Source organism: Mesorhizobium sp. C089B (assembly GCF_030323125.1).
In the GTDB taxonomy this organism is placed as follows: domain Bacteria; phylum Pseudomonadota; class Alphaproteobacteria; order Rhizobiales; family Rhizobiaceae; genus Mesorhizobium.
In genome coordinates this window covers 5,708,477-5,721,266 of record NZ_CP100469.1, presented here as the reverse complement: position 1 = coordinate 5,721,266, position 12,790 = coordinate 5,708,477, and the positions used below count along the sequence as shown (strand labels likewise).

10 protein-coding genes and 3 pseudogenes are annotated in these 12,790 nt (G+C 59.3%); 9 read left to right on the top strand and 4 right to left on the bottom strand.

Features of this window, described 5'->3' with window-relative positions; all coding sequences use genetic code 11:
* The first annotated feature begins 18 nt into the window (after window positions 1-18).
* From NLY44_RS28055 to NLY44_RS28035, 6 genes and pseudogenes are all read left to right on the top strand, one after another.
* Window positions 19-888 carry a ribokinase gene (locus tag NLY44_RS28055; protein WP_198029020.1) on the top strand — a complete coding sequence of 290 codons (870 nt, stop codon included), beginning with the start codon at window positions 19-21 and terminating at the stop codon, window positions 886-888.
* Window positions 885-1,649, top strand: coding sequence for a 2-phosphosulfolactate phosphatase (locus NLY44_RS28050; RefSeq protein WP_084013086.1), 765 nt, complete (start codon window positions 885-887; stop codon window positions 1,647-1,649). Before NLY44_RS28055 ends, NLY44_RS28050 begins: the two co-directional genes overlap by 4 nt.
* Window positions 1,642-2,730: an NAD(P)-dependent oxidoreductase gene (locus tag NLY44_RS28045; RefSeq protein WP_084013085.1), complete on the top strand. Its 1,089-nt coding sequence runs from the start codon at window positions 1,642-1,644 to the stop codon at window positions 2,728-2,730. The genes NLY44_RS28050 and NLY44_RS28045 overlap by 8 nt, the downstream gene beginning before the upstream one ends.
* A pseudogene (locus NLY44_RS33065) lies at window positions 2,727-2,972 on the top strand (hypothetical protein); the annotation flags it as partial. The gene NLY44_RS28045 and the pseudogene NLY44_RS33065, both read left to right, overlap by 4 nt.
* Window positions 2,921-3,859: a mandelate racemase/muconate lactonizing enzyme family protein gene (locus NLY44_RS28040; protein ID WP_353654452.1), complete on the top strand. Its 939-nt coding sequence runs from the start codon at window positions 2,921-2,923 to the stop codon at window positions 3,857-3,859. The pseudogene NLY44_RS33065 and the gene NLY44_RS28040, both read left to right, overlap by 52 nt.
* Window positions 3,860-4,738, top strand: coding sequence for an SMP-30/gluconolactonase/LRE family protein (locus tag NLY44_RS28035; RefSeq protein ID WP_023806829.1), 879 nt, complete (start codon window positions 3,860-3,862; stop codon window positions 4,736-4,738).
* Window positions 4,739-5,052: 314 nt separating this feature from the next.
* Here NLY44_RS28035 and NLY44_RS28030 read toward each other — a convergent pair.
* From NLY44_RS28030 to NLY44_RS28020, 3 genes and pseudogenes are all read right to left on the bottom strand, one after another.
* Window positions 5,053-6,124 (bottom strand): annotated as a pseudogene (locus NLY44_RS28030) (IS110 family RNA-guided transposase).
* 240 nt (window positions 6,125-6,364) lie between these two features.
* Window positions 6,365-6,514: a hypothetical protein gene (locus NLY44_RS28025; RefSeq protein ID WP_286457919.1), complete on the bottom strand. Its 150-nt coding sequence runs from the start codon at window positions 6,512-6,514 to the stop codon at window positions 6,365-6,367.
* A 458-nt stretch (window positions 6,515-6,972) separates the two neighbouring features.
* A pseudogene (locus tag NLY44_RS28020) lies at window positions 6,973-7,332 on the bottom strand (hypothetical protein); the annotation flags it as partial.
* On the opposite strand from NLY44_RS28020, the gene NLY44_RS28015 reads away from it, so the two are divergent.
* Window positions 7,331-7,948, top strand: coding sequence for a hypothetical protein (locus NLY44_RS28015; protein ID WP_023806825.1), 618 nt, complete (start codon window positions 7,331-7,333; stop codon window positions 7,946-7,948). The pseudogene NLY44_RS28020 and the gene NLY44_RS28015 overlap by 2 nt on opposite strands.
* A gap of 908 nt (window positions 7,949-8,856) precedes the next feature.
* Here the strand turns inward: NLY44_RS28015 and NLY44_RS28010 are convergent.
* Complete coding sequence (locus NLY44_RS28010; RefSeq protein ID WP_023806824.1) at window positions 8,857-9,891, bottom strand: hypothetical protein; 1,035 nt, start codon at window positions 9,889-9,891, stop codon at window positions 8,857-8,859.
* Window positions 9,892-10,320: 429 nt separating this feature from the next.
* Between NLY44_RS28010 and NLY44_RS28005 the strand changes: the two genes are divergently transcribed.
* Window positions 10,321-11,382, top strand: coding sequence for an ABC transporter ATP-binding protein (locus NLY44_RS28005; protein ID WP_023806822.1), 1,062 nt, complete (start codon window positions 10,321-10,323; stop codon window positions 11,380-11,382).
* Window positions 11,354-12,682 carry a serine hydrolase domain-containing protein gene (locus NLY44_RS28000; protein WP_023806821.1) on the top strand — a complete coding sequence of 443 codons (1,329 nt, stop codon included), beginning with the start codon at window positions 11,354-11,356 and terminating at the stop codon, window positions 12,680-12,682. The genes NLY44_RS28005 and NLY44_RS28000 overlap by 29 nt, the downstream gene beginning before the upstream one ends.
* The last annotated feature ends 108 nt before the right edge of the window (window positions 12,683-12,790 follow it).

The window sequence follows — 12,790 nt, the reverse complement described above, 5'->3', positions numbered from 1 at the left end:
TTTTGGATTGTGGGCGACGTGCCAGCGCCCGGCGAAACTCTGCTGGGGTCGGGGTTTGCCTTCGGAAATGGCGGCAAGGGCTCTAATCAGGCTATCGGAGCTGCGCGACTCGGCGCCAGATGCAAACTGCTGGCGGGCGTTGGCGCCGACAAATTTGGTGATGAGGCACTGCAACTCTGGCGCGCCGAAGGCGTCGACTGCTCGGCGGTGAGGCAAATGGCTGAGACACCGACGATGGCCGGGATCATCATTCTCGACGCCGCAGGCGAGAACCGCATCATCACCGATCCCGGCGCTAACGCGCGACTCACGGCAACCGACGTCGAAACCTTCGCCGCCACTTGGACGAACCCGGGTATCCTAATCACACAGCTCGAGATCCCAGTCGAGACGGCGGCCCGCGCGCTTGCCATCGGCAAGGCGCAGGGTCTGACGACCATCCTTAATCCCGCACCTGGCCGTGCCCTGCCGAAGGAAATATTTGCCGACGTTGACATCCTAACACCGAACCAGTCGGAAGCGCGCATCCTGCTGGGGCTCGACGCGGACGATCGGCAGGCCGACGCCGATTTAGCGGCAAGACTGCGCAGTCTCGGCGTGGGACACGTCGTCATGACGCTGGGAACGGATGGTGCCTTGATTGCCGGACCCGACGGACTGACCAAGATCGCAAGCTACCCAGTCGACGTCGTCGACACTACCGGGGCCGGAGATGCATTCAACGGGGCACTCGCTGCAGGGCTGGCCAGTGGATTGCCCCTCGCTGACGCCGTTCGCCGAGGCACTGCGGCGGGTGCCCTCGCAGTCACGAAAAAGCTCGTGGTTCCGGCATTGCCCAATGAGAGCCAGATCGCAGATTTGATGAAAACCGGACCGCTTTTCGCATGAAGATTAAGGTTGCTCTCCTTCCCACTAGCCCTCTGGCCATTGCCGGAGATGTATGCATTGTAGTGGATGTGATCCGCGCCACGACCGCTCTCGTCGGACTTTTCGACGCTGGCAGCGAACGGGTGTTTGTCGGCGGATTTCTGTCGGACGTCGCCAATGCGCGAGCCATGGTGGGCGAGAATGGGGTCATCTGCGCGGAGCAGGATGATGGATCGTCGCCCATCGGATTCGATCATGAGCCCTCGCCGTCGCTCCTGTCCCGACTCAATCTGTCGGGCCGCTCTGCGATGCTGGCAACGGCCAATGGCACGCCAGCCATTCTCGTGGCAGATCGCGAAGGTGCGGCTTTGGTGCTGATTGGTTCGCTGCGAAACCTGGATGCGGTTGCCCGGCGTGCGCTCGCGGAGGCGTCGTCGCGCAGTGCAGATATCACCATCATCTGCTCGGGCCAGCTGCGCAACTCTTGTATAGCGATTGAAGATAGCTACTGCGCCGGAATGATCGTTTCACGGCTTCGTGAATTTACGACGGGTCGCACAGTCGAGCTCGACGACTCTGCGTCGCTTACTCACGGTTTCACAATCTCGCAAAACAGTGCAGAGGAGGTGTTATGGAGTTCTATGACCGGTCGACGCTTCATCGGCAATTGTCGGCAGAACGACGTGGAGTTCTGTGCGCGCACGAACGAATCGACAATCGTTCCGGTCGTGACCGCGCAGGGCGAAGACTCCGATCATCCGGTTTATATCCTCGATGCCTAGTAACGCAGACGCCATCAGATTGGTCGGTGGCCGACCTCGTGTCCTGGTCACAGCAGATCTTAGCTCGGAAGGCATCGCCGCGCTTCGAGAAATGAGCGAGCTCAAATTGCTTGGCTGGGCGGCCGGCGAGTGGTTCACTGATCGCAAACAGCTAATGGACGCAATTGCTGATGCCGAGATTGTGATAGCGGGATATGAGTGCTTTGACGAGGCGCTCCTGGCTGCCGCACCGCAGCTTCGCGCCATCTTGTCAGTGCGTTCGGCTCCGGAAGCGAATATCGATGTGACGGCCGCCACGGCGCGAGGGATCGCCGTATTTCACACTGTCGGGAGAACGGATCACGGCGTCGCAGAGTTCACGGTTGCGCTCGCGCTGGCGCTTACTCGACACCTTATCCCTGCCTGTGCGTGGATGAGGTCACGGTCTCCTGACTTCGAGGCCGGGGAGGACTTTTATCGGGGCACGGTGTGGGGTCGCGGCGCGGATTCTCCCCAACTCGCGTTCACGGGCATCGAGCTGCATGGTCGCACACTCGGTATCATCGGCTTTGGCGCAATCGGTCGGGTCGTCGCTGAAAAGTTTTCTGGCTTTGGCATGAGGATTATCGTTCATGATCCTTATGTAGATAACGCCGAGCTACGAACTCTGGGAGTTGAGCCGGTTTCTCTAGACGAACTGCTGGCCAGCTCGGCGATCGTTACCTTACACGCCCGGCTCAGCGCGCAAACTCGCGCCATTATCGGTGCAGAGCAGCTCGATCGGATGGGACGCGGAGCATATCTCATCAACACCGGTCGAGCAGGCCTAGTAGATACTGACGCACTCCTCAGAGCTTTAGATCGCGCACAGATAGCTGGTGCCGCGCTGGATGTGTTTGACACGGAGCCGCCTTCGGCGAGGGATCCGCTTGTTTCCCATCACCGCGTACTAGCGACGCCTCACCTCGCCGCGTGGACCGAAGAAATGCGCGTACGCCACACCGGCAACATCTTGCAAAATCTGCAGCATCTTTTGGCCGGTAAACCCGAAAATTTGTCTAATCCCGAAGTTCTCACGATGGCGGGGAGGACCACCTTTTGAGAATCATCGATGTCGCCTCGCGTCTCTACCATATACCGCCGACGGTCTCTTGGGAGGACGCCACACACTGCGTCGCAAGTCTCGAATTCATTATTACCCGCGTGACCACAGACGCCGGGCTCATTGGGGAGGGGTTCGCCTACACGACGGGTATCGGCGGAAGCGCCATCCTCGCCCTGATCGATGACTATTGCCGAACGATGCTCGTCGGACAAGATCCGCGACAGATCGAACGGCTTTGGTCGTTCCTCTATGGCCAATTGCATCGCAGCGGCACTGGGGGATTAACACCCTCGCATTGGGTGCGATCGACATCGCGCTATGGGATATTGCGGCCAAGTGGTACGAGGTTCCACTATTCCGTCTTCTCGGCGCGCGGCGCGACAGCATCCCCACCTATGGCAGTGGCATAGACCTCTTCCTCGACACCGACGCTCTACTCAACCAAGTCGAAGGATTCTTGGCAGCAGGCCACCTGGCGGTGAAGATCAAGATCGGTCGGGACAACGCGGAAGAAGATCTCGATCGTATCGCGGCCGTGAAGAAACTGATCGGCCCGACGCGACGACTGTTCGTCGATGCGAACCAGCGCTGGAATGTCGCTGACTGCATGACCCGACTGCAGAAACTAGCCGCGTTCGACCTTAGCTGGATCGAAGAGCCTCTCCATGCCGAGGATGTTCGTGGGCACGCCGATCTGCGCCGTTTCGTATCGCTGCCCATTGCGATCGGCGAGAGTCTATATACGCGGCATCAGTTTGCCGATTATCTGCAGGCCAATGCCGTCGACTTCGTCCAAGCGGACGTGTGCCGCGTCGGAGGTATTAGCGAGTGGCTGAAGATCGCCAATCTGTCAGCGTCCTTCCACCGCCCCATGGCGCCTCATTACATGTCCGAACTCTCAGTCGCAGTGATGTGTGCGATTGACAACGCGGACATCCTTGAGTGCGTCCACGGCGGGAGCTTCTCGGAGATGGGTGTGCTCCAGACGGAACTTCGCCTCGAGAACGGAGTGGCCTTCCCATTTGAGGCACCCGGACATGGCGTGGTGTTCAATGACGAAAAACTTAAACCCTTTGCTGTCGAACCTACTGAACTGCGGCTGCGGAATCTGCAGAGTGCAAAGTAAATGCGGCTTCATCACGCGTCTACGGTGTTCGATTGCCAGAACCTGCTGGGCGAAGGATGCAACTGGAACGCATCAGACCAGAGCCTATGGTGGACTGATATCGAAGCAAAGAGCGTGTTCCGCTGGGACGACAACGAGAGGGTTGCAGCAGTGCGGCAACTTCCCAATCGTGTTGCGTTCGTCTTTCCACGTGCGCGTGGCGGCTTCGTGCTCGGCTTTCCTAAGTCTGTTGTCATCACGGACCCGACCTTCACCCACTTCTCTCAAGTGGCCGAGATCGAGCCGCATCTTGCCCAAACCCGTGTCAACGACGCCGCGATCGACCCTTATGGCGGGATCGTCTTGGGCACATACAATGAACGCGGCCGTGAGCCAGTCGGAAGCGTATATCGCATCGCGCCCGATGGCGAAGTAGTCACGCTTTTCGGTGGCGTAGCGGCGGCCAATGGCTTGGCTTTTTCGCCCGACGGCCGGATCATGTACTTCACCGACACACCGAAGGGCACCATCCGGCGTTTCGCCTTGGCTCCGCAATTTGCGAGTATTGCCGAGATAAGCCCGCTGGCAGGCGCGAACATCGCTCCGGGATCGCCCGATGGCGCCACGGTGGACATTGAAGGGGGCTACTGGAGCGCTAGACTACTAGGCGGCTGCGTCGTCCGTATCGATCGAAACGGTCACCTCACAGACCGCGTGGATCTGCCAAGTATGGCGCCGACCTGTGTGGCACTTGGCGGCGAAAATATGAGGGCCCTGTTCATAACCTCACGGCGAACTAGGCAATCGTCTGACGAACTTCTCCGATTTCCCGAGTCCGGCAACCTCTTCCGCGTCGAGGTCGGTGAGGCCGGCGTACCGCCATTCAGTTGCAGAGTCTAGATGTTTGATCCCAGCGCTCACATGACGATGCTGAGGTCAAGAGGTGTGTTAGGGCGGCATCGTATTGTCCCATCGGTGGCGGAATCCAGAGCTGGGCCCGATTGCGTGACACGGCTCGGTCAATCGAGCCTAATCAAACTCACATACGGTCGCCGCTTGAGACGGCTGCACCAATATCCCGCTTGCGGCGGCAGGGCCTAGAAGGCGAGACCCGTCTTTGATACGGCATTCTAGCCAGCTGGGATCTCGGTTCGCCTCCTGGATCCGCCGAGGCTGATCAGGCCTCGAGGGATGAGTGTACCGGTGTGATCTCGTCAGACGGCCTTCATGACAGCACCTTCGATGACGGCGCCCGCGGTCACGTATTTCCAAAGCGCCACGAGCAGCTTCCTTGCAAGGGCGACGATGGTTGTCTTTTTGAGGCGCCCCTGATTGCGCATCACGCGTTCGTGGGACCAGCGGGTAAGCGCTGAACTCGGTTGATTGCGCAGCCACAGCCAGGCCAACTCGATCATCGTCGTTCGCAGTCGGCGGTTGCCGGCCTTCGAGACGCCTTGCTCGTGCTGGACCGATCCGCTCTGCCAAGGCGTCGGCGCGAGCCCGGCATAGGCGGCGACCTGCCGGCGATTATCGAAGTGCCGGAACAGCCCTTCCGAGTAGAGGATGGCGGCACACTCGGGGCCGATACCCTTGGGATCGAGTAATGTCGCTGCTGGAGTTTCGGCGACTTCGATTGCCAGCAGAGCGTCGCGCTCGGCCTGCACCTCTTTGATCTGGGCTATCAACAGTTCGAGTCGGTCGAGCTCGCGACGGATTTGCCCCTTCAGATGTTCTGGCATTGCGCGGCCGTCGCCGGTCCTCAATTCCTCAAGCCGATGTCGCCGGTCACGTCCCAGCGGCTCGTAGCCGGTGATGCCCTGAGCAAACAGCAGGCCCTTGATCCGGTTGACATGGCAGGTCCGCTCACCAACCAGAACCTTGCGCTCACGGCCGATGCGCCGATGGTCCTCCTCCTTGACGCTCGGTACCCTAACCATCGCGCACACGCGCGGCTCGCCTCGTTTGAAGGCGAGCAGCGCACGCACCAACGCCTCACCATCGATCTTGTCGGTCTTGGCACGACGCCGCCGGCGCGACGTGGCAATCGAGGCGGCGTCGACGACACGCAAAGTGCCGGCCGGCGCGCGCCTGTGCCTTGTCCTGAAGCTGGGCAAAGCGGGCGAGCAGTCCTGTGATATCGCCGCCGCGTACCGCATGTTTCGACATCTTCTCCCCACTGCCCGGCGACAGCGAAGTGATCAACCAGGTCGATTTACTGAGTTCCAAAGCGCCAAGATCGGTGCGGATAGCGGCAGGCGCCGCAGATCGATCGGCCACAACACGCATGATTTGCCTCCACAGAGTTGTTGGTCAGCAACCCCACTCTGCCAGAGCGCAGGTCGCTATCCACAACCGGTCATGGGATCTCTGATGGTGCACCATTTTCGCACGAATCAAAGCTAGGTTCTTCAAGGGAGCGGTACGCCTCCGGCGAGGGCTTCACCGGATGGGTACTGGGAGCGCCACGACGACAGAGGCGATCCGCCGAGCAATACAAAATAGTCATGTCTGGACGGCGCCCGCTGATCAAGGGTTTGTTTTCAGCGATGGGATGGTGCGCGGGAAATCGGCCGCCAGCGCCCTGATGCGCTCCTGCGCTGGCTCGTCCAGCAGCGAGCGGTCGGCCGGCGCGCTCCACGCGGTGGTTGATCTCCTGCGGCACGGCAAGCGCGACATCGATCACTGCCGGCGCCATCGCCTCCAGCAGTAGCGCGCTGACTGCCTCGTCGACCGGAGCGCCGCGCACCCATTGGCAGTGCTTGCCGGCGCGTCGCACGACGGCTTCGTTGCAGATATAGTACGGCGCAGCCGCCTCTCGAATGGCTCGTAATGGACCCGCATGCGTGCACCGCAGCGGCCGCACAGTAGCCGTCCCTGCAACAGACCGCTGCCTTGCCGGGGCATGCGTCCACGCAGGCCAGGTGAAAAGCCCGCGGCGTTCTGTTCCAGGGTTGTCTGATTCCGCTCATACTCGGCCCAGGAAATGTAGTCTTCGTGGGCTTCGGGAATAAGCACCTGCCAGTCGGATCTCGCCACGCGCAGCTGCACGGACTTGAGCTTGGCATTGTAGGTGTGTGCGTGCGTCCATAGGCGAACGCGCCGGCATATCGCGGGTTGTGCAGAATCTGGAGCACCCGGGGATGGTCGATCTCGCTCCACAGGACGTCGCCCTTGCCGATGGCGAGACGGAAACGTCGGGGAAAGAGAATCTTCTCGCCGCGCAGGCGGCGAACGACGGCGCAGGCCGTGCCGGTCTCGCGGAAGGTATCGAACAGAAGCCGCACCGTATCCTGGATCTGCCGGTCTGGATCGAGACGACCCGCGCGTCCGGAGTGTAGACCAACCCGATCGGCAACGGCATCTCGAGCTCGCCGCGGCGCGCCTTGTTGAGAATGCCGCCTTGCAGCCGCGACTTCAGGATGTGCAGTTCGGCCTCGCTCATTCTTTCCCTTCCCCCTGCTGGGCGTAGATTTCGACAACGACAGCGCCTTCATGAACGAGTTCGTCGTCTCCTGGTGCCGAAGTGAGGAACTGGAAGTGACGCGCTCTCGCGCCTACCGAAAGAATGACCAGGCACATGTGGAGCAGAAGAATGGCGCCATCGTGCGTCGCCTGATGGGGTATGGTCGGTTTGTCGGGGCGGAGGCAACAGCTGCCCTTGGTCAAATTTATGCTGTGGTGCGGCTTTACGGCAATCTGTTCCAGCCGTCATTCAAGCTTCAGGAGAAGACGCGGATCGGCGCTCGTGTGATCAAGCGCTATCATCCACCAGTTCCGCCTGCGGCCCGTGTCCTTACACATCCGGGTGTGGCCGAAGCCGACAAGCAGCAGCTACAGGCGATGATGGAAACCGCCGATCCCGTGCTGCTGTTTGCTGGTATCCGCGCCGCGCAGGAGGAGCTCGGAAAACGAGTTGATCGTCGTGGCCTGAATGCGACGATTGAGGAGCCGGCCGTTATCGAACTCCAGCGCCTTGCCGCGAATCAGAAGACGGCGTGGAAGAGTGGCGAGACGCGACCAACGCATCGGCGGCCGTATCGACGGACCAAACCCTATCCGAAGAGACCCAGCATGTACGAGCCGTTCGAGGCCGACAGCATGAAGCGCTAGCCGCGCCACGGATGAAACGGGTGCGTGACCTCGAACTCTATACGCGCTTGAGTGTCAGCACGAACCGCAGTCCTGGACTTGAAAGAAGCACCGCCGCTCTTGACCGGCACCGAAAACGGCGAAATCAATCGCAAATGACTTCAACCAGGCAGCCGAAGGCCGACCACATCCAGCAGTCCGCGACTTAGTGAAACTGCTGTCCGCGATTTAGCGGAACGACTGTCCCGTTTTTGCGAAATGCGCACCGGTTCGGCCGCCGCAGTGGAATGCAGCCGGGCTTCGTCGTGTGTGACATTAATTCGCAGCTCTCGACGAAGATGCCGTAGCAGCTTTTCGCCCGGAAGCACGACCTCATGGACCCCTCTGAACGCCGCCCCTCATGCGGAGTTTCCGCGACGACGTTCAGCCTCGCTCGACAAAGGCGAGGGTCGGCGCATCCGCGTTTCTGCGCGGCAAACAGCCCCTCCTCGCATGACAGCGTGGAGTTTAATTTAGGTTGCCACAAACGCAGTTTTTACACGAAGGTGCCGCCCTCGCCTCAACGCGAGACGCCTCCTTCCGCTCAATCACGAGCAGTGCCAGATCAGGTACTAGAAGAGGAAATTGCCGGATTTGTCGCTAGATCTTCGTTGTCTTCGTCCTGGCGGTCGTGGGACAAGGCAGCTTTCGACGGCATCTCGCATCTCGAGACTGGCAGAAGGCCGGCGGGCAACTGGGAGGTTCGCCGCCACCACCTATCTCGCGCCGCAGTGCAGCTAGGATGACACGTGGTGATAGGTGACGGCGCCGATCTTTCGTTTCGCTGCCACGGCGAGGGCCGTCTGTCAATACCGACCACGCATTCGCGACAGTGACGAGCGGCGGAACGGCTTCTGGTTGCAATGGGCCACTACCGTTTCGGCTTACGACTACTGAATATTCCCCAGTAGAGTGGTCATGGCAGCAGTCAGAGCGCTGGCATAGCTATCACGATCCTTCACCTCGAATAGGAAACGATTTGACGCGGCATCGGCGTCCGTCCACGTCGTGACCCCATTCGCATCGCATTTGATGTCAACCGGACGGAAGCCGAAAACCGTATCGCCTTCGTTGGACCCTGCGACAATCTTGCCGACCTTATCCACGGCTTGGGACACCATGTGGAAGAAGCCCGCCGTGGACCACATGTGGCGATAGTCCCGGAAAGTGTAGGAGCTCAGTACATCGCTCTGCGGTGCTAGCAGCGGTTGTAGGTAGCGCGCGTCTGTTCGCGCCTCAAGCGAGTAAGTGAAGTAGCTTTGCAGGACGGGCGACAACTTCGGTAGAACGTCGCTCTGTTTGAAACGATAGTAAGTGCCGAACCGCTTGACCTGTCCATCGAGGAAATTGTCCGACATCGCGTCCTCGAAGCACGGCATCCAGTAGATCGGGCACGGGATGTCGAACGTTGCGGCGTAAGCGGCTGCATTAAGCACAACGTTGTACTCTGTACGCCCCTGCTTCGCCACATCGGGATGGCCCGTGCCCGCGTTAAGGTAGATCCCGGCACATTTGTTATGGAAAAGATCTGGATCAAGCGCGGCCGCGATGGCGAGATCGCGGCAGGAGCCGACGATGCTGATGTAGGCCAGCCCTTCGGTGTCGCGGAGATACTTGAGAAGGAATTCGGCACCGGCGCGGTCGCGCCTGGGAAGGGCAGCAAGCGACGTCTGGTCATGCATGTAAGGCCTGGAGGAGCCGACTGCCATGTGGGTCGGCAACCCGGTGAGGTAGCTTAGCTGCGCAATGCCGGTGACGTCCGGACTGCGGCCTGGATAACGATCGGGCGGAAAGTCGACCAGCACGCCGCCCAACTCGAGTTGGCCAGATGCCGCAAGAGCATAGACGCAAGCAAGATCCCAGTGATCGTCAGGATCCAGATAGGGGCGAAACAGGTCGGTCTGGTGAAGCAGTCTTATGGTCATGCGAATCCTCGAGATTATTCTTTGACGCTCACATCGCGACCGAGTCGGTGAAGAAGCACGGATACGCTAATTAGATTCTTGCAAGAATGCAATAATCCAATATTGCTAACCATCCAAGCCCCGTGATAGCAATGCGCCAGCTTAAGGAGGCCTCATGGTTCAGCGCGGTAGAACTCCACTTCATATTCAGCTCGCCGATGACGTCTGCAAACCGATGGTGCGCGAAGCGCACATCGAACAACGTGTTCCGCTTTGTCCAAGTTTGTACCTCGCAGGTCGTGCTCTCTTTAGGTGCAGTTGACGTAAAGCCGCTAATCACGCGCACGTTCGAATTCGAAAGATGAAATCACGGCATCTGCCCCGAAGGGCGAAGTCAAGATTCAGGAAGTCAGGATTCAGACTGCTTTGCCGCAGTAGAGGAGATGCCAGTTGGCTCAGGTCACCGTCAGGAACATCGTCAAGCGCTATGGAAGCGCGCAAGTCATCCATGGCGTGAATGTCGAGATCGCCGATGGCGAGTTCGTGATTCTTGTCGGCCCATCAGGGTGTGGCAAATCCACCTTGCTTCGCATGATCGCCGGTCTCGAAGCAATATCGGGTGGTGAGATCAGCATTGGCGGCCGGGTGGTCAACGATGTTCTGCCGAAAGATCGTGACATAGCGATGGTGTTCCAGAACTATGCGCTCTATCCACACAAGAACGTCGCCGACAACATGGGCTTTTCGCTTAAGATCAAGGGCAGGCCGAAAGCCGAAATCAATGCCAAGGTGAAGAAGGCAGCCGAAATTCTCGATCTGGGCAACCTGCTCCACCGGTTTCCGAAACAGCTTTCGGGCGGACAGCGTCAGCGTGTGGCTATGGGACGCGCCATCGTGCGCGACCCGCAGGTCTTCCTGTTCGACGAGCCGCTTTCCAATCTCGACGCCAAACTGCGCGTCGCGATGCGCGTCGAGATCAAGGAACTGCATCAACGCCTCGGCACAACGATCGTGTATGTTACCCATGATCAGATCGAGGCGATGACCATGGCCGACAAGATTGTGGTTATGAAGGACGGCAAGGTGGAGCAGGTCGGCGCACCTCTCGATCTCTATGACAATCCGGGGAATGTTTTCGTCGCGGGCTTCATTGGCTCGCCTGCCATGAACTTCATCAAGGGCAGGATCCACTTCAAAGATGGCGAACAAATTTTCGTTTCTGATACTGGATCCGTGCTGCCCGCTCGTGGGGTTAAAGCACAGGGTGGCCAGCCTGTTGTCTACGGCATACGTCCCGAACATATCGATATCGCGCCTGACGGCTTGGCGGCAACTGTTTCTGTGCTGGAGCCGACCGGCTCGGAGACCCTGGTTTTCGCCAAACTCGGCGAAGACGCCATAGACGCCGTCGTCAGAGAAAGGCTTATGGTCCGGCCTGGTGATGAGGTGAGACTGAAGATCGATCCTCGCCGCGTCCACATCTTTGACAGACAAAGCGGCGCACGCCTGTGATAATGCGCACAAGAGAGATACGCAGTTGACAATTGGGAGACATCTTCCTGACAATGACCGCCTCGCTGCCGTACGCGGCGCCGGTATTCAATCTAGAGGCAAGGGCACGCTGAGCGAACAGGCTGACGGCGAGAACAAATTGTTGCCCGATCCGCTCAACCCTCGCGACCCATGCAATCCCGGCGGACCGTTCATTCCGGGAGACACTTGGCACACGCCGCCCTGGAGCCGCTGGACCTACCAGCACATCAGTGAGATGAGGTTGACGGCCCAGATATGGCGAGGACCGGGGCCAGTGCATCCATTGCTTGAGGCGCTTCGGCCGCTCGGGGACATCGTTGTCAAGTTCGATGACGGCGCGCGATCGGTCGACGATTACCTCGCGCGGAGTTTTACAGACGGGTTTCTAGTGCTACATCGCGGCCGGATCGTTTTCGAGCGTTACTTGAACGGTTTTAGGCCGCACAAGCAGCATCTTTTGATGTCGACGACGAAATCATTCATAGGAATACTTGTCGGCATTTTGGTCGACAAAGGTCTGCTCGATCTTCAGAAACTGGTCACGCACTACTTGCCCGAGCTGGAGGTGACCGCCTACAAGGGGGCAACGGTGCAGCACCTCCTGGATATGGCAAGCGGCGTCGTCTACGACGATGACTATGACCCTTTTTGGAAGGATTCCGTCCTGTCTCAGCCGAGAGGGCCCCGGACAATGTGGGAGTTGGCCCTCTCGTTGAATGAAGCAGAGCGGCCACACGGTGCCTTGTTTAAATATAAGTCCATGGATACGGACGTGGTGGGCTTCATCCTGCAGCGGGTGTCGGGGATGTATCTGGCCGACCTGATAAGCCAAGAGCTATGGGTACCGATGGGAGCCGAACAGGACGCCTATATCACTGTCGATAAGAGTGGCTTCGGCCTTGCCGAAGGCGGTTTATGCGTTACGCTTCGTGACTTCGGGCGGTTTGCGCTACTGGTGCTCGATCAAGGCGCCAGAGGAGGGCACCAGATCATACCCCCCGCCTGGATCGATGAATTGTGGAAAGGGAGAGGTGCGCCTCTAGAGAGTGCTCTACGAAGGGGGACAATCCGTTCTTATCACAATTTTTGGTGGATCGATCGCGACAATCGCGCTCTTTGGACGAGTGGTTGGGGCGGGCAGACATCGTATGTCGAACCTGAGGCTGAGTTCGCTGCGGTTAAGCTGTCCCACTGGCCCGGGGACAACGGCGAACAATACGAGTTCGACTTGCGAACGGCAGTGCTTGCAATCCGTTCTGAGTTGATACGCCAGCCGTAGTTAGTGAAGTGACTGGCCACGAAGGAACTATGTGGGGCCATTGAAGGATGCGGCGAGTGCGGCTGGGCCGATCCGGAGGCAAGCGAGGCTGCTGCGTTCCTCAGTCAA